The 17,929-nt window shown below is 45.9% G+C and carries 15 protein-coding genes; 4 read left to right on the top strand and 11 right to left on the bottom strand.

Features of this window, described 5'->3' with window-relative positions; genetic code table 11:
- Positions 1-48 precede the first annotated feature (48 nt).
- Both H9630_RS00920 and H9630_RS00915 read right to left on the bottom strand, forming a co-directional pair.
- Complete coding sequence (locus H9630_RS00920) at positions 49-750, bottom strand: CpsD/CapB family tyrosine-protein kinase (protein ID WP_191713616.1); 702 nt, start codon at positions 748-750, stop codon at positions 49-51.
- On the bottom strand, positions 710-1,474 hold the full coding sequence (locus H9630_RS00915; RefSeq protein ID WP_191713615.1) for a YveK family protein: 765 nt from the start codon (positions 1,472-1,474) through the stop codon (positions 710-712). Before H9630_RS00915 ends, H9630_RS00920 begins: the two co-directional genes overlap by 41 nt.
- 175 nt (positions 1,475-1,649) lie before the next feature.
- Between H9630_RS00915 and H9630_RS00910 the strand changes: the two genes are divergently transcribed.
- On the top strand, positions 1,650-2,453 hold the full coding sequence (locus tag H9630_RS00910; RefSeq protein ID WP_191713614.1) for an SGNH/GDSL hydrolase family protein: 804 nt from the start codon (positions 1,650-1,652) through the stop codon (positions 2,451-2,453).
- A gap of 15 nt (positions 2,454-2,468) precedes the next feature.
- Positions 2,469-3,392 (top strand): LCP family glycopolymer transferase, encoded by a 924-nt coding sequence (locus H9630_RS00905; RefSeq protein WP_191713613.1) that lies wholly within the window; start codon positions 2,469-2,471, stop codon positions 3,390-3,392.
- Between the two features lie 512 nt (positions 3,393-3,904).
- Here the strand turns inward: H9630_RS00905 and H9630_RS00900 are convergent.
- The 4 genes from H9630_RS00900 to H9630_RS00885 all read right to left on the bottom strand — a co-directional run bounded on the left by H9630_RS00900 (position 3,905) and on the right by H9630_RS00885 (position 9,590).
- Entirely contained in the window at positions 3,905-4,078 is a 174-nt protein-coding gene (locus H9630_RS00900; protein ID WP_225218306.1) for a hypothetical protein, read from the bottom strand.
- 278 nt (positions 4,079-4,356) lie between these two features.
- Positions 4,357-5,517: a glycosyltransferase gene (locus tag H9630_RS00895; protein ID WP_191713611.1), complete on the bottom strand. Its 1,161-nt coding sequence runs from the start codon at positions 5,515-5,517 to the stop codon at positions 4,357-4,359.
- 28 nt (positions 5,518-5,545) lie between these two features.
- Positions 5,546-6,508, bottom strand: coding sequence for a GDP-mannose 4,6-dehydratase (locus H9630_RS00890; RefSeq protein WP_191713610.1), 963 nt, complete (start codon positions 6,506-6,508; stop codon positions 5,546-5,548).
- Positions 6,509-7,604: 1,096 nt separating this feature from the next.
- Complete coding sequence (locus tag H9630_RS00885) at positions 7,605-9,590, bottom strand: bifunctional 2',3'-cyclic-nucleotide 2'-phosphodiesterase/3'-nucleotidase (RefSeq protein WP_191713609.1); 1,986 nt, start codon at positions 9,588-9,590, stop codon at positions 7,605-7,607.
- Between the two features lie 990 nt (positions 9,591-10,580).
- Between H9630_RS00885 and H9630_RS00880 the strand changes: the two genes are divergently transcribed.
- Positions 10,581-10,742 carry a hypothetical protein gene (locus H9630_RS00880; protein ID WP_191713608.1) on the top strand — a complete coding sequence of 54 codons (162 nt, stop codon included), beginning with the start codon at positions 10,581-10,583 and terminating at the stop codon, positions 10,740-10,742.
- A 79-nt stretch (positions 10,743-10,821) separates the two neighbouring features.
- Here H9630_RS00880 and H9630_RS00875 read toward each other — a convergent pair whose 3' ends face one another.
- Positions 10,822-11,847, bottom strand: a complete 1,026-nt coding sequence (locus H9630_RS00875; RefSeq protein WP_191713607.1) for an acyltransferase — start codon at positions 11,845-11,847, stop codon at positions 10,822-10,824.
- 148 nt (positions 11,848-11,995) lie between these two features.
- On the bottom strand, positions 11,996-12,955 hold the full coding sequence (locus H9630_RS00870; protein WP_191713606.1) for a patatin-like phospholipase family protein: 960 nt from the start codon (positions 12,953-12,955) through the stop codon (positions 11,996-11,998).
- Between the two features lie 521 nt (positions 12,956-13,476).
- Here H9630_RS00870 and H9630_RS00865 point away from each other — a divergent pair.
- Entirely contained in the window at positions 13,477-14,223 is a 747-nt protein-coding gene (locus H9630_RS00865) for a C40 family peptidase (RefSeq protein WP_191713605.1), read from the top strand.
- A 564-nt stretch (positions 14,224-14,787) separates the two neighbouring features.
- On the opposite strand, the gene H9630_RS00860 is transcribed toward H9630_RS00865, so the two are convergent.
- The 3 genes from H9630_RS00860 to H9630_RS00850 form a co-directional block, all read right to left on the bottom strand.
- Positions 14,788-15,957 (bottom strand): S1C family serine protease, encoded by a 1,170-nt coding sequence (locus tag H9630_RS00860; protein ID WP_191713604.1) that lies wholly within the window; start codon positions 15,955-15,957, stop codon positions 14,788-14,790.
- A 236-nt stretch (positions 15,958-16,193) separates the two neighbouring features.
- Positions 16,194-17,261: a hypothetical protein gene (locus H9630_RS00855; protein WP_191713603.1), complete on the bottom strand. Its 1,068-nt coding sequence runs from the start codon at positions 17,259-17,261 to the stop codon at positions 16,194-16,196.
- A gap of 25 nt (positions 17,262-17,286) precedes the next feature.
- Positions 17,287-17,892 carry a transposase gene (locus tag H9630_RS00850; protein ID WP_191713602.1) on the bottom strand — a complete coding sequence of 202 codons (606 nt, stop codon included), beginning with the start codon at positions 17,890-17,892 and terminating at the stop codon, positions 17,287-17,289.
- Positions 17,893-17,929 lie beyond the last annotated feature (37 nt).

The following is a 17,929-nucleotide window of genomic DNA, read 5'->3' as shown; positions in this document are numbered from 1 at the left end:
TTTCGTCCTCCTTTGACGCTTCAAAAAAAAGTAAAAAGGAAATCCTTTTTACTCTGTAGTTCCGTAATATTGGTAGTAGTTGCTGTCTTTTGGCAGCTCGAAGTTGTTCAATACCGCACCAATGAGGCGGCTGTTTGAAGATTCAATCGCTTCTTTGGCTTTCAGCGCCATTTCTTTTTCTGTCTTGCCTGAGCTGACTACCAAAATCGTGCCCTGGCATTTATTCGATAGAATCTGTCCATCCGTTACGGATAGTACTGGCGGTGCATCAAAAATGATCAAATCGTACTTTTCTTTTAATTGATCGATTAAAGCATCCATTGACTTGGAAGCCAATAGCTCTGCTGGGTTCGGCGGAATCGGCCCACATGTCATGAGATCCAGACGTTCGACAGCTGTCGGCCGAATTACTTCCTGAATCGAGTTCTGGCGTGTCAATACACTCGACAAGCCAACTGTGTTCCCCATACGGAATGTGTAATGAGTAGTTGGTTTACGCATATCGCCATCTATTAACAATACTTTTTTGCCTTCTTGTGCAAAGACGACTGCCAGATTGGCAGAAGTTGTTGACTTTCCTTCTGAAGGCGCAGCTGACGTAATAACCATTGTGCGGATTTCTGCATCTGGTGATGAGAAGTTGATATTGGTACGCAATGTACGGAATTGCTCCGATACAAATGAGCGCGGTGTAGTGAATGAGATTAATTTACGAGCGGTATCCTGCAGCACTTTCTTCTTTCTGGCCATTGGTATTCCCTGCCTTTCTTCTAGATGTAGTTGCTTCCAATTTCGCTTCTTCTTTAATCGGTGAAATAATCCCTAGCATCGGCACACCTAAAATATCTTCGATGTCTTGCTGGTCTTTAATGGTTGTATCCAAGTATTCAAGCAAGAATGCAATCCCTACTCCAAGCATCAATCCAATGACTGCAGCAATTGCCATATTCAACATCGGGTTTGGCGCAACTGGTGAAGGGTTTTCCTTTAATACAGCCGGCGACAAAATTGATACGTTATCTACACTCATTAAGTCTGAAATCTCACTTTCAAACACTTTAGCGGTCGTATTGGCGATATCTACTGCTTGTGCAGGATCTTCGTCCTGTACAGTTACGTTAACGACTTGAGAATTTTCGGCTGTGCTAACTGTAATTTTTTCATTTAATTGTTCAACTGACATATCAAGATCTAGTTGACTTGATACTTCATCTAAAATAGCCGGGCTTTTGATGATGACTGAATATGTATTGATCAATTGAAGGTCAGTTTGAATGTTTTGGTTGGTAAGCTGTGCAGCCTCAGATGCTTCCTGGTTAACCAGTATTTGTGTTGAAGTTTGGTACATTGGCGTAAGGACAAGAAATGATACGACTCCTGCGATCGTGATTGCCAGCAAGGTCATTAATGCGATTAGACCAATGCGTTTCTTCACAGTTTTGAATAAATCTTGTAAGCTGATAGTTTCTTCCATCTGGTGAATTTCTCCTTTTATGGTCTATTTCTTTTACGGCAGTTTTAACAACAGTAATCAGTATATCACAGGAATGTATCATAAGAACTTCCATTTTTAAAAAGTTTTATAGGCTATTAGAATGATTTATGCTATCTTTATTTGTAGATATTGGTTTTGTTGAAAGGAGATTTGTATGAAACTGTATAAAATAGGCGCTTTCTTAGCCGTTTTACTTTGTGTATTTGCACTGGTTTTCAGCTATTTAACATGGCAGGACAAATTGGAAAATGTGCTGGAACAGCCAGAGGAACAAAAGACACAGACAAGCGGCAAAAAAGAAGCTTCCACTAAAGAGACAAAAGAGCAGAATAACGGTGAACTTTCTGTGAACATTAAAGAATTATCAGCAAATGCCGATCAAGCGGTCCAGGACTTGCTGATAGAGCGAAGCGACAACGGTGAGAAAGTACAACTGCTGATTGCTGGTTCAGCTGCACTGGATTCGGGGAATCCCGGATATGCGGAACGCTTAAAGGAATCACTGGAAACGAGTTATGAAGATTTTATTGAAGTGGACGTTCTTTCATTAACAGGAACTTCTGAAGCATTGATCGGCGGCAACGTTGATTTGTCCGCTGGCTATGACATCGTTTTGCTCGAACCGATGACTTTGATGAATAATGACCGCATCGCGATTGAGCAAGAACGTGAACATATCAGCGAGTTTAACACAGCTGTTACTGCTGAAGTGGAAGATGCCGTCGTGGTGCTTCATCCCCCACAGCCGATTTTTGGTGCAGGTTATTATTTAGCACAGGTTTCTGCATTGGAAGAATTTGCAGCGATTTACGGGTATGCTTATATTGATCATTGGTCCGTATGGCCGGATACAGATGACGAAGCGTTGAAAGATTTTTTGACTGAAGATGGACTTCCAAACGACAAAGGCGCAGAATTATGGACAGAAGAATTAGAAGCGTATTTCATCGCTGAATAAAAGGGGCAATTTTTGGTGGGCAGAAGAGAGAAAAAGAACAAGAAGAAAAAATGGCCGTGGGTTGTGGGAATTTTAGGATTGATTGTTATCGGTCTTGGCATCTACTTGTTCACGGTGTACATCAGTTTCACCAGTACGCTGGATGAAATGCACGAGCCGATCGACCGCGAAGCTTCAGAAAAACGCGCTACGGATCAGGAACTTTCCTTAAACGACCAGGATCCATTTTCTGTCTTGTTGTTGGGTGTGGATGAACGTGAAGACGACCGGGGCCGTTCGGATACAGTTGTTGTTATGACGATCAATCCGGCAGAAAAATCAACGAAGATGGTATCCATTCCGCGTGATACGTATACGGAAATTGTCGGACGCGGTACAACGGATAAGATCAACCATGCTTATGCTTTCGGTGGCATTGAAATGTCATTGGACACAGTGGAAAATTTATTGGATATTCCGATTGACTATGTGATGCAAGTGAACATGGAAGGCTTTAAAGACATTGTCGATGCAGTCGGTGGTGTGGAAGTTACCAACACAATGGCCTTTGATGATTACCCTGAAGGCACGATTCAGTTGAACGGCGATGAAGCATTGGGCTATGTGAGAATGCGCAAGCAGGATCCCGAAGGCGACTTCGGCCGCCAGAACCGCCAGAAACAAGTGATCCAAGCGATCATGAAAGAAGGCGCTTCGGTTAATAGCTTATTGAACTATAAGGATATCTTTACTGCTTTAGGAGACAACGTCCGCACGAATATGACGTTCGATGAGATGATGGATGTCCAGTCGAATTACCGTGATGCTATCGGCACAGTCGATCAAATGATTGTGGAAGACGGCAGAGGAGAAACGATTAATGGCATCTGGTATTACATGATGGATGATGCTGAGTTGGCAGAAATTCAAAGTACATTGAAAGAGCATTTGGAGATGTAAAATTGGAGAGCGCAGTCCCATTTTGGGGCTGCGCTCTTTTTAATGGCAGTAGTTTTCGAGGGTTCTCTAAGTCGCCTCGGTCGCTTAGGGCATGGCTCACGCTATGAGCCGAGAAGAGCACTCGTCTCACAGCTCCGCCCAGCCCGGTTACGCGCCTCAGCTCAGTGGTTGTGGAAAATACACAGCGAACATATTGTGTGGTAGAAAAAAATGAATGTGTGGTTCTGGAATCGCTTGGCAGCGGTGGTGCACGCGCCGGCGCTTAGAATCAGAGGAGTATCACGCTTCTACAGGAAGAGTTGCCGTTTCTTCCTTAATTTCTTAATTTTGTACAGACTCTATATGAAACTCTACATGAACTAGTTATGCTCTTACATGAACTATAAGCATGTCTACAAGAAAATGTCTTTGTGTACTCATTTCTTCTACTTCTTTTTCACCTTCCCTCTTTAAATTTCTCCATACGAAAACCCGCTCCTATTGCTCAGGAAGCGGGCTTTCAATTGGTGATTTTACTGAGCTGTCTGACGCCCCCGGAAAATCATCATTTTTTTTTTGTATTTGCCGAACTTGAGTTTTTTCAAATCGTATTCATGAACGAAATACATAAAGGCTTGTCGCGTCATCCCCAGCTTTTTCGCGCTGACGGAAGGTCCCAAATCCTCCTCAATGTACAACTCTTTCATAACCTCTTTTAGGTCTTTGTTATGCCGACTCTCTACTTTTTCTCTATAGGATTCATAAGCTTTCATAAGCCTTTCATCTCACTTTCCTCTAGATTGGTATAGGTTTTGCGTAACATTCCCTTTACGTTAAATCTATTATAAGGTTAATACTCCTAAAATACTAGTCACATTGACACATATTTTTATATATTTCCGTGAATTTTTATCTTTTTTGGTTATACTACTGAATTTTCAACCAACTTTGATGAATTATAACCAATAAAGTTTATGTTTCACCCTCAATGCAACCGGATCATGTATGGTTTCATTTCTGCTTCCCTGATGAACTTCTCCATCACTTGATTACTTTCAAATTCCCCCGCTTTCACGCGGTCACATCTGGAGATTTTTTTATATTCCTTTTGGCTCGACAGCAGTTTTTCAATTTGCGCTTCTACAAATATAAGTTCTTTGTCTTCATTCAATGTATCTCCGCTTTCATATGGCGGCAATTGATGGAGAAAGCCTTTGCTCAATCCGTTCGGGTCGTTAATTTTGGTGGTGATGGCCGGAATGCCGCAGCCTGCCGCTTCAATTAGGGAAACCCCCATGCCGACAAAACAGAATGTATTCTGCAAGGCACGTTTTTTGTCCTCATACGTAAAGGCGCCGTGCATAAAGATGTGGTCACGCGCCGGAGAGCTGGCGATTTTATTGTGCAGATCGTCTTCTCCTTGTCCTGTACCGTAAATATGGTAAGTGAATTCCGGATCGATTTGGATCAGCCTTTCCATGACGTCGACCATATAGTAGTTATAGGTACGAAAATGGGACAGTTGTCCAATAGAGACGATGCGACGTGAATTAAAGTTGCCCAAGGTTTTCGTATCCGAACAGAAGTCCAACGGCATTGGGAAAATGGTATCGTTTACACGCTCTCCAATCGCTTCTTCTGTGAGCTGCTTAATGGAGGGATTCATGAACATCAGCTTTTTGTAGAACTTCGGATCAATCAGCTTGAGAAATTTGACGACGCTGCTCACGCTTTCGTGTTTGTAGCTTTCCGGATGATAGACGCCGGACATGCGCTTTTTCGCAGGTACGAGATAAGAAAGTAAGAACGACATCGGGCTGAACGAATAGACAAGGTCAAATGGTTCAGCGAAGCGTTTGGTCAGCATCTTCGTAGCAAGCCACATATTAATGGAAGGATCGCTTGGGTCTTCATCGACTAATATGGTGACGTTTTTGAGCGTTTCCAACTGGCGAATCAAAGGGCCGCCGCTGCTGTACAAGAACAAAGTAACGTTGTAGTCGTTGTCGCTAAGCCATTTGACCATCCGGACCACCAGCATTTCCACGCCGCCCGGCTTCATGTTTTTATGTATCAACGCAATCGATTTGATTGAATGCGTCTGCTTGGTTAATTGAAAGAAATGATTATTGCTAAAGTTAATCATGCGGTCACCTCATCTGATGGAATTGGATCTAGCTGTTCTTTAGGAAACTTGCTTGTTTGTATTTTTTAAAATACCAGTCGAGCGTTGTGCGCAGACCGTTTTCGAATAAGGTGAATGGTGCGTAACCCAGAACTTGTGGCTGTGAGATGAAAGCCGCTTTAGAGTGGAGCAATTTATCTCTGAGAGATGTTTTATTTCCCGGGAAATTGTCTTCAAACATGGCTTGGATCTGGTCGGCAAGCGCATTGTCTGTGACACGGATATTAAAACCGGTTTCATAAAATTGCCCAGCGTCTCCCAGGTGGAAGACGGTATCAATCGCTTCGCATAAGTCTGCGATGAACAGCCAGTCGCGTGTCTTGTCGCTGGCTTTAGTGGAGAGCAGCGATTCATTGTTAAGCGCGTTAAGGATCATTCTTGGAATCATTTCATCTTCCTGCTGCATCGGCCCGAATGCTTCCGGGCTGGCGGTGGTGACGATGTTGAGACCGGTCTTCTCGTGGAATCTTTCTATCAGTTCATCCGCATTGGCTTTGCTGATGCTGTAGAGGTTGTTGTTTTCGTTGTGCGCCAGTGAAATATGGTGGAAACGGGATGCCGCGTATTTCGCTTTCGGCTGATGGCTGTTTTCCATCCAAGCGTTTTGCGCTGCCTGCAACAGGTTCTCCAGTCCGAGTACATTGGTTTGTTCATAGAGACGGATTTCGCCGACACGGTTGGCATCGCGCGTTTCTGCTGCGAAATGGAGGACGTCGGTTATGTCGTATTGCTCGAATATGTGGTTGATGGCATAGGCATTCCGGATATCTACGCGATGAAAGGCGTAGCGGGCTGATTGCTCCGGGCAATCGATGTTCTCCGGATGGGCAGCGACGGTGTTGTAGTCGATGTTGATCAATTGGTAGTCGGGGTATTTGTTCAAATAATAACGGATCATGTTCGACCCGATAAATCCATGGCCCCCAGTGACAAGTATGGTCTTGGCGCTCATAGCCTTTCACCTCCCTTGCTGGAATGTTTGTTAAATGGAGTTATTGAGTACTATAGACTAGTCCTCCACTCCTTTTGTACCAGGAATACTCTTAATCCTAGGAGGGTAATGTTAAAACTAGGTTAAAAGATTCTGTTTTCTAAATATTTAATTATTATACCCCGTAAATGGATAAATTGCAGTACTATTTATAAAAATTACCAGTCTTTCGATATAGATTTCTGAAAAATAGTCATGACTATTTATATAAATGGAAAATATTAAATGTTAATTAACTTGTTCGAAGGATAAATTTATGGTGTTGTAGAGGATTTTAGTTCTTATGGTTTAGGAGTGATGGGTGGCAACGATCTGGGGGTGAAGAGGAAATGATTGGCTCTTATGCTTTTCGCTGGCGAAAAGCTGGCATGTTAGAGGAGCGCAGCGGATCGCTCTTAGTTTTTGGGTTGTGGCGGTTAAGCGAGTGAGGAGTTGGATGCTTTTATATGTAGAATTCGTAGTTCTAAGTTCCTTTTTGGGGGTCTTACGTGAAAATTTGATGTGGTTACCTGACTATTTCTAGTTTATACATGAACTATCTATCCCCTTACCTGCACAATCTCCTTCCTTACCTAAATTCGAGCTGTTCTCTAAAAGTTCAAGGTCTTGAATGGAAGCTGTTCGCCTGGCGAACAGCCTGGTATAAGAATCAACATGTTCTTACAGAATGTCTCTCACACACAGGGATTGGCCTTTCCACTTTAAGTTCGCTACTTATTCTCCTATTTTCACGAAATTCTTGTAGATATGCAGAAACTTCATGTAGAGAAGCAACTTGTTGAGGTAGAAGCATCCCCTTACTCTGGTAAAAGCGGCATAAAACCATGTAGAACCCTAAAAACTATATGTCACCACATCACACCAAGCGACGACGCGTGCACCACCGCTGGCGAGCGTGGCCAGAACTTCACACACTTTACCTACTCCACAAACAATGTGTGGTCTACTATCTTCTACACTCCAAGCTGAGCCGCGGCAACGGAGAGGACGGAGCGTTTAAAAAATTCGGCAGAAATAAAAAATTGTGTGGGTGCCAGGCACCCACACAATTCTCAAACTATTTGATAGCCAATCCGTATTTGGCAAAACCGTTGGCCGCTGCTTCGAGGTAGCTGATGCCGCTGTCTGCGGGGATCAGGTTCTGGGCTGCTGCTGAGGTTTCAAAGACCAGGTTCGGGTCGCCTGTGATTTGTGTGAATGACCAGTTGTTGTCCGCTGATGGATCGATTGTGCCGACTTCTTCCATGTAATCCTGGATTACTTGGCGGTTTTCGTAGGCGTAATCGATGGTTTCCGTTGCGTTCCGGACACCTGGGAAGTTGCCGCTTGCGCGGTAGTTGTTCGTTACGACCAGGAATTCCTGGTCAGCTGCTACGGCTGTGCCTTGGTAAGAAAGGTTCTTGATGCGGCTTGCTGTTTCGTTGACGGTGTTGCCGTCCGCATCGTATTTGGCTGGCTGTGTGATGTCGATTTCGTAGGTTACGCCATCGATGACATCAAAGTTGTATGTGCGGAATTCTGGGTTGATGAGCTGCTGCTCGCCAGTTGCTGCAGTGTTTACTTGCAGGAATTGGCCGGCTGACATCTCCAGCCATTCTTTCAGGTCCGCTCCAGTCAGTTTCAAGGCGAAGACGGTGTTGTCGAAGACATAGAGGTCTGCGACGTTTTTGATGGCGATTTGGCCGGTTGCGATGTTGGTGTAATAATCGCCGCCGTTGCGTCCGCCAGCTTTAAATGGTGCTGCTGCTGACAATAGTGGCAAGTCCTCATTGGCTGTGTTTTTTCTCTTTTGGTCGACATACCAGCTTTGGGCGTTGTTGACGATCTGGATTGATGGATCGTCTTTTACTAATGAAAAATAGCTGTTGATCGGCGCGGTGGTTTCGCCGACCGGGCTGCGGACGTATTCGATGGTTCCTTCATGTGTTTCCTTGACGGCTTCAACGACTTGTTCCGCTACTTCATCTGTGGTGGAATCAATGGCACGCAGCTCTGCTTTTTCGTTAGAGATGTCCCATTCGTTGCCTTTTTTCACGAGTGTCAGGTCAATAACGCCCAAATGGCTTCCGAATTTACCAGGCATCACCACAGGTGTGCCGTTGATCAGGCCGTTTTCCTGGTCGACGTTGGCTAATTCTGAATATGAACCTGGGAACAGGTCATGGTTGTGGCCAGTGATGATGGCATCAACGCCCTCCACTTCCGTCAGCTGATAGGTAATGTCTTCTTCCCCAACTTCGTGTGTTTCGTCACCCATCCCGGAATGCGACAGGACGACGACCACGTCAGCGCCTGCTTTTTCGACTTCCGGCAGGAATTTCTCGACGGATTCGACGGCGTCTTCAGCGACGACTTTGCCGTCGAGGTTGGCGCGGTCCCATTTCATGATTTGCGGAGCCACGACGCCGATGACGCCGACTTGGATGGTGTGTTTGCGGCCTTTGCTGTCAACGACTTTTTTGTCGATGATGGTGTAAGGGTTGTAGCGATTTTCGCCGGTTTCGGCATCATAGACGTTGGCGTTGAGTACCGGGAACCGCGCTTCTTCGAGTGCATTGTCCAGGTAATCGAGACCAAAGTTGAATTCATGATTGCCGAGCGTGGAGGCATCGAAATCGAGTGATTCGAGTGCGGCGTACGCCGGGTGCAGTTCGTCTTCACCGAGCGGATCTTGTGTGACTTTGTAGCCGCCGAATGGGGTTCCTTGGATCAAGTCGCCGTTGTCGAATAGCAGTGTGTTGCTGTTTTCTTCACGGGCCTGCTCGATCAAGACGCCGGTTTTGGCGAGGCCAAGTGCGTTGGAGATTTTGTCCTGGTAGTAGTCATAGTTGACGAAATTGGTATGAAGGTCGGATGTGCCGAGAATCTGCAGCGAAACTTCCTGCGCGTTCTTGGGATTTCCGCCTTTGCCCCAGCCGTTGCCGTTTCCTTGCCCTTTAGCGGGTGCATCTGATGCTGCGAGCGCAGGTACTGCAGCCAATAAGCTGCTCATGGCTAAAACGGATGCTGCGGTTACGGCTGTAAGCTTTTTCTGGATTGTCATCTGTCCATCTCCTCGTAGTTAGAATTGCGGGTCAATTCCAGTATACCTTTCGGTTGCCGAAATGGAATGTGTGAGGAGACCTAATTATTGTTAAAGTTTGGTGTGGGGGATGTAAATTTATGTGTGGGGTGATTGGGTTATGAAATGGGTGTCTTTAAGTAGTATGGGGATGGAGAAATCGCTTCAGGCGGACGCTTTCCTGCGGGCTTGCGCCGAACTAACTCGGGCTCGGGACCCGAGTGGATTTCGGCACTTCGCTATCCCGCTGGAGTCGCCGCCTTCTGCTCTTTCTTTAGGGTACTTCATATAGTAGAAAGTGAGAGGTAAAATGTTATCATTGTGGCAATTTTATGATGAAATGGTGAAATGACAGAAGTGTATAGAAGGACATCTTATATAGTGATGATTTTGAACTTATTGCTTTTCGTCTGCGAAAAGCGGGCATTTCGGAGGAGCACAGCGGATCACTCCTGGTTTTGTTTTGGTGAGTGATCGTGAGCCATGGGCGGAACGCTTCTATATGAACAAATCGTGTTTCTACCACAACTTTTGGGGCGGCTACCTGAACATGTCATCTTTCTACGCTGACTATTCGATTCTATACATGAACTAGTTGCTCCTTTACCTCTACATTCTCCTTTCTTACCTGCATTCGAGCTGTTCTATAAAAGTTCAAGAGCGGGAATGGAAGCTGTTCGCGCGGCGAACAGCCTGGGATAAGGGGCTGCGCTTTCTGGCAACTCGTTGTTCACACACAGTGAGCCAGCCCTCACTCGTGGAGAAAGCCAGTTTTTGATGGGTTTTTGTTAGATTCGTGTAGAAACGTGAAGACTTCATGTAGAGAAGTGAGTATGTCAGGTAAGAGCATCTCCTTTCTATAGAAGAAACTCGTTTTGGTGAGGTAGAACGGCCAATTCTTCAGGTAGGAATGCAAGACTCCCTGCGTGCTATACTGGAGCCAAAGCTAGTTGGCTGGCGAGGAGGGATGGCATGTTCCTGAGTATTCTTCTTTTATTCGCAGCAATCGCCGGCATCGTCCATGGGACCCGGCAAAAGGATGAGAAATGGATTGTGGGATCGACGGTTTTATTGGTGGCGATCTTGCTGTTCTATGTCTTTATCTACTTCTATTTTATGCAAACTCCTTTCTAATTATTGTGTGCGTGCCAGGCACGCACACAATTCCAGCACTAAACCCGCCTTCTCTCGAGAGAAGGCGGGTTTGCTTTTTCTATGGGACGAGCCGGTTGACTACCGGTAGTTTTTGCATGGCCAGGATGATGCCGAACGAGATGATGAAAATCAACAGCCAGACGAGCGGTACGCTGATGATGGGATTGAAGGTGGTTTCATTGAGCCCGAAGAATTTATTCAGGTAAATCTGGATGAGCGGGTGAATGACGTAAATGCCGAATGTAGCAGTGCTGTTTCGGGTGATCAGGGCGTTCGGTTTGATTTTTTTGCTCATGTGCTGGAAACCGATGAAGATGAACAGCGTGATGAACAAGGCGTTCGGGCGGTAATGCTCGTAGAAGAAGTCGTCGAATTCGTCTGCGGGCAATCCGGCGTTCAGGTAATAGGTCCCCCACAGCGTTATAAAGTAGCTGGCGATGGCAAGTATGCCGAGCGGCAGCAAGTACTTTTTGGGCACCGGGTAGAGCACCAAGTACGCGCCGAGCAGGAAGTAGCCGATGTAGGGTTCGAATAAACCGGGCGTTAAAGCGAGTTCAAATTCGAAGAACTTTGGCAGAAACGGCAGGAAGCATGAAAAGATGACCCAGAACAACAGGAAGGCTTGGAAGGTTTTCTTGTCCATGTGGACGACGAGCAGTTTCAGGAACGGCGCCATGATGTACAAGCCGGTGATGGTGTACAGGAACCACAAGTGGTAATAGATGTCATCGGTCAGGAACTGGACGAGGATTTCGTAGGCGGTATAGGATTCTCCCAGCTCGTAGATGTTGTAAAGCGTATAGATGAAACTCCAGAAGATGAGCGGAATGACGACTTTCGACAAACGCTTTTTGAGGAATTCGCTGACGCTTTCTTCTTTGTCACGCGTCAGCAGCAACGCACCGCTGAGCATGAAGAATACCGGCACGCACCAACGCAGGCCGGCATCGAACATATTGGCGAAATGCCAGATCCAGTCGTCGGTGGTGGTATTGTTGATGATTTTTGATACTACATGGATGCCGACGACCACAAAAATCGACAAGGCCCGCAGCCAATCCATATAGTCGTATCTTCTGGCCATGTGGGCAACTCCTTTTTATGTATATGGGTATGTTATTGTGTGGGTGCCAGGCACCCACACAATTCAATTCTCTTTGATTTCCTCCATCAGTTTAGCGTGTTTTGAGGCTGCAATCCAATACGAATTGATTACAAGTGTATGACAAGTTTTATTCCATCAGCTGCCGGCACAGGATATCGATTTCTTGACGGCGTTCGTCCAGCAGCTGTTGGCCGAGTTCGACGAGGGCGTTGAGGTTTTGTTCGGAACCGTCATCGAGTTGTTCGGTGCCCGGCTGCAGAAGCTCGATCTGGAAGCGGTAATAACGCTTTGCCTCGTCCCGTTCGGGCAGGACGAAATCCAGCTGGTAATCGACGACGTCTGAGCTGCCGTCCATGAGGATGTACCAGAGCGGACGCGCCCAGCCGAGCAGCCCCCAGGTTCTGAAGCGTTCGAAATCGATGCTTAGCTGCGGATTTCCGGTTCCGAGCGATACCACCAGCAGATCCTCGTCCGGAAAAAGTTCTTTGGCTTCGGCATAGGCGCACATTGCCGGGTTGTTGGCGAACACGGCACCGTCGATAAACGTGGCATCCGGGTATTCTTTGATTTTCTTCGGCACAAAATAAGTCGGGGCGGCACTTCCGGCGCGGGCAACGTCCCGCATGAGCACGTCTCTTTCAATTTTCTTCGTCCGGATATCCCCACTTTTAAAGAAAGCGGTATAGCGACCATGGATTTCGTAGCTCGGAACCACCACGTTCACCAGCGCCTCGGAAAGCATGGTATGCCCAAAGTATTTTTTCAACGCTTTTTCAAGTGCCCGTGCGTGGTAGCGCCGCGTGAAAATGCCACGGGTGATTTTGAAGAACAGTGATTTATCGAAGATTTCGTGAGATTCCTCTAAATAAAATTGCAGAAGCTGTGTTGCGGAATAACGTGGTTGTGTTTCTATTTTTCTGTCCGGTGCGACCAATCCAAGCGCCAGGATTCCGCCAGTGGATGTCCCGACAACCAGATCAAACAGTTCGGCAATCGGCTTGCCGGTCTGTTCTTCGATTTCTGCCAGCACCATCGCCGGGATGATGCCCCGGACTCCCCCACCATCAATGGCAAGAACTTTCCTCATTTCCATACCCACTTTCTAAATTTTCTAATTATTTTAATTGTAAGAAGTTTACTGGTTTCTGTCAAAATTGACTGGATAAAAGTTATAGTAACCAAAGTTTTCTTATAATTAAGATAGTAAATTATTTTTTTAATAAAAAATTGCGAAAGTATTACCTTGTACTTTTATTGCCAGCTTTGTCTAAAATAGCTTTGTAGTTTTTTCGCTTTGCATAGGTAAAATAAAGCTGGCAGGATTTTAAAATTTGGATTTATTAGGAGATTTAACGTAACAAAGAGCCTGCTTTTTCAAATAAAAACCCAATTTTCATAGAAATAAACCTTTTATCTCATTTTTTTCGATCGCTCAAAACCCTGCTGTTAAAGGGTTTTGGAGGCTGAATTCTTTTTGTTATACAACTGTAATATAACTGCAATTGAATTGACGTTGTTTTTAACACGTTCTGTCTATATAGTAAATGGCAGAGCAAAATATTATTAATTCATATACTTGGATAATAAAAACTGGAGGAACCAACAACAATGAAAAAACTAGTCTTTACTTTACTTGCAGCCGGATCATTGCTATTTGCTAACTCAACCACGGACGTACAAGCAGCACAAACTACACAAAACAACGTAACTTCATCATATGAAACTTCTGAAACTACTACTGTGGAGCAAGTTGCCGCAAGCAAAGCAACTGCCAAATCAGGTACATTCAAAATGAAATACAACTCAAACGTTCGTGCTGATGCAGGAACAAAATACAAAGTCGTGACAATGGCTAAAAAAGGGTCAATCGCAACAGCGACTCACCAAAAGAAAGTCGGCAAAGCGACTTGGTACAAAGTGAAAGTCAACGGTAAATCAGGATGGGTCCTAAGCACATTGCTTACCAAAACAACTGTTAAGAAAGCTTCTGTGAAAACAGCTTCTTCCTCTTCAGTCGTTTCAGCAGCACTTGCACTTAAAGGTATTCCATACAAATTCGGCGGCACGACGACTTCAGGATTTGATTGCAGCGGATTTGTTCAATACGCATTCAAAAAAGCAGGCAAAAACGTATCACGCACAACGACTTCACAGTACGCTGAAACTTACAAAGTCAGCAACCCACAGCCAGGCGACTTGGTATTCTTTGCTAACACGTACCGCGCTGGGATCTCTCACGTAGGGATTTACATCGGCAACAACCAGTTCGTACACGCAGGCGGAGCGAAAGCAGAAGTCAAAAGCATGAACGATCCATACTGGGGCAAGAAATTCCACAGCTACAAGCGCTTCTAATCAAATAGGTATCTCAAAGGGTGACCCGAGTGTCTGCTGATAGCAGGTGTTCGCAGGTCCCCTTTTTATTTTGGTGTTGGGGTGAAGAAATCGCTACAGGTAGACGCTTTCCAGGGGGCTTGCGTCGAACTAACTTGGGCTATAGTTGCGCGCGTGCCTGGCACGCACACAACTTCTATCTTCATAGGAATGGTTTCTACATGAACTATTGGAGCCGTTATAAGGATAAGTCATCCTCCTACTTGAACTGGTTGCTCCTTTACCTGCATTTCCCCCTTTCTTACCTGAATTAGAGCTCTTACATAAAAGTTCAACCGACTGAATGGAAGCTGTTCGCACGCGAACAGCTGGTATAAGGAATTGTGTGCGTGCCAGGCACGCACACAATTCACTCTCCCCTCTCATACTTGCGTAATTCGTGTAGAAACCAAGAAACTTCATCTAGAGAAGCGATTAGTTCAGGTAGCAGCATCACCTTACTCATGTAGAAATAAAAATAGATGATGTAGAATTGCAAATTCGTCATGCAGCATAAAAAACAGGCCCACAAAGTGGACCTGTTTTTTATTCATTTACAATATCCTCAATTTGATAATCTCCGTATTCATCAATCACCACCGTGTAAATGCCTTCGTGCGACACTGTGGAGGATTCGCCGCTCGTTTTGTCGTGGTAAGTGAAGTCGGCTTCGGCCTCGACGGTTGCGCTGTCTTCATTGATTTCGACGGCGGTGATGGTTGGCTCGACGGTGTCGTAGATGCGGTCGAGGTTTGCGTTTTCTTCGATCAGCTCGGCGGATTCTTCTTCTGCTTCACTGCCTGGCAGCACAAACGACAGGTAGTAAGTGGATTCCGCGTCGTTCAGCGTGTAGGGAATGATTTCGTAATAGGCTGCGATGAAGTTCTCCAGCAGGTCTTCCGCAAAATAGGCATCTTTGACATCCTGCAGGACGACTTCCTCTCCTTCTGGAAGCGTCGGATTTTCAACCCACTCGGTCAGCTGGTCCCAGACGGTGTAAATTGGGATGGTGTAGCCGGAGCCCGGTTTTTCCTCGAGAATGATCGAGTTGATGCCGAGGATTTTTCCGGTGTCAGCGGCAATGAGTGGCCCGCCGCTGGAGCCCTGGGATATTTCTGCACTCATTTCATAGAGGCCTGTGTATTCGAATTGGTCCATGAAGTCGAGATCGGTTGCGGTGATTTCACCGGTCGTGGCTGTATTGCTTTGGTCGCCCGGGCTGCCGATGGCGACAACGGGTGTGCCGATATCGACAGGTTCCATTTCAATTTCCAGAGGCTCTTTGCCGGCCAGTTCGGTGACGCGCACAAGAGCGAGATCCTGTGTCTCGGAGATGCCGATGATGTTGCCATTGAATTCCTGGCCGTCGCTGTTTTTCACAGTCACGTAGGACGCATCCAGCACTACGTGTGCATTGGTCAGGATGTCGCCTTGGTTGTTGATCAGGAAGCCGGAACCTTGCTCAAGATCCGTGTAGAGCGTGTAAACATGCGTTTTAGCGTTGGCGATCATGGAAGCAAGCTCAATTTCGGCTTCAGGGATCTGCTGGCTCGTTTCTAAGGGTTCAGCCGGCTGTTGTGTTGCAGTTTCGGGAACCGGATCTTCTGAGCCCAACAGCAAATAAGCACCGAGGCCGATCACCAGCAGCAAGACGATCGACAAAACGGCGATGATTCGATTGGTGTTTTTCATCTTCTGTGATGGTTGTCGGGTCATTGCAATCAACTCACTTTTTTTTCGTTGTGGTTTTAGTATAGACGGACAGATCGACTGATAGTTTCACTCAAATAGCGTTTTGTTGATTTAAAATGGAATTTGTTACAGACCTTTTCAACGGCTTTACCCTCTTTTCCTTCTATTATAACCATCTGGCGAATTGTTTGGGTGCCAGGCACCCAAACAATTCACAAACAATTCCACGAGAAAAAGCCGGGAGAGTTTCTCCCGGTTTTTCAGTCTTTCACCAGATCCTGGATCAATTGTTCAGTGGAGTCGTAGTTTGCGCGTTCCGCCAAAAAGAAGCGCACCGGGTCGCCTTCCCGCTCCGGATCGACCAGCAGCAGGTCGACGGTAGTCAGTTTAGGCGTGATGCTGTCGAAGAAACCGAAGATGGCGTCCAGGTCCTCTTCGAGTTGAAGGTTCTTTTGGCTAAGCTTGCCCGGTTCGAAGGTGACATTTGCCAATAGATTGGTGCAGTCTCCGGTATCATTCACTTCCTGGCAGCTGATCCATTGTTCTTGCCACTGGTCATAGAAGCGGAAACGCCCGGTTTCTGCTTGAGCAGCTGCGTCCTGCCACTTGGTTTGCATCCGTTTACTCGCGGGACCCAAATCACTGAGGAGTCTCTTGACGAGATATGCTTCCACTTGTTCGGCGTTTTCAATGCCATCCATTTCACGCAAGTCCATTCCTGTAGCGGAATCGTCTTGCCGGCTCGATATCCGGATCACTTGAATGTCCAAATTGTTTTCTCTCACGAGTCCGAGAAGTTCTGTCAATGCTTCAATTTCAGCCGTTTCGTGTGTTTCGTAACTATGTTCGCTGTCCAGTGTGAGAAAGCGGACCTTGTCCCCTGTTGTGATTTCCTTCAAGAGATGTTCGACCATTTTCCCTTTTGAAGGGGTGGTGAATCCGAGTTCTTCCAGCTGCGGCATCAGGTCTTCAATTTGCTGCTGCGTTTCATGGGTGGCGAGGACAACTTGATAGTCGTCGCGGTAAATGGTGGCATAATTGTCCACGTGTTCGGTGACGGTGAACACCAAATCTTCCTGGCCTTCAAACGCCAATCGGTAGCTATGTCCGTCTACAAAATTCGCTTCGGTTTCATCGATGATTTTGGCTTCCATGCCATATTTCTCTTCGATAAATGCCTTCATTTCCTGGTCTTCGGCCTTTGATTCAGCTTGAGAATCTTTAGCATAATTGAGATAGATCCAAGCGATCATCCCGATTACCAGCAATACGCAAACGCCTATGATTATCAGGCAACCGCTCAAAATTCCAGGGAGTTTCTTTTGCATAGGGTTTCCCCCCTTTTTTCTTCTATTATATATTGTTTGAGTGCCAGGCACCCAAACAATTCTCGCTCAATTCAAGATCCGCCTGTTCGCAATACAGCAAATAACCTGCAAGGCAACTGGAATGAGGGAGCGGCAAAATGGTGGGCAGATACGTTAAATCGAAGAATTCATATGGGGAAAAGAGAGAATCTGCATAGTACCGATAGGAGCTGTACCGATATTCCCTCATATCTTTCACCATCGGCTCAGTAGTATTAATGGGGTTCCTGTGGATGTAGCGGCTGATGGCAAGAATGCTTTTATGCGTGATGGCTTTGCCGGAGTAGTAGCGGCTTTCGTAAAAGTAACCGCTATAATTGTATTTCTTCTTGTAATAATCACTGTACCGTTTGTTGATAAGGGCCATCACTTTTCCCAACGGCACTTCGGGCGACCGCAGCAACATATGATAATGGTTGGTCATCAGGCAATACGCCAGAATCGTAAAAGGATGTTTAGTATGGACATAGGTCAATATTCTGAAGAAAGCGGCTTTGTCTGCTTCTTCTTGAAAAATTGCCTGCCTGTTATTGCCTCTCATGACGACGTGTTCATATGCATCCGGATTCCAAATGCGCCGGTTTCTTCCCACTTTATCACACTCCTCCTTTGAACCTTTTTTCTATAAT

The organism is Planococcus wigleyi (assembly GCF_014836985.1).
Taxonomy (GTDB): domain Bacteria; phylum Bacillota; class Bacilli; order Bacillales_A; family Planococcaceae; genus Planococcus; species Planococcus notacanthi.
The sequence above is the reverse complement of the archived record's forward strand: the minus strand, read 5'-3'. Positions and strand labels throughout refer to the sequence as shown.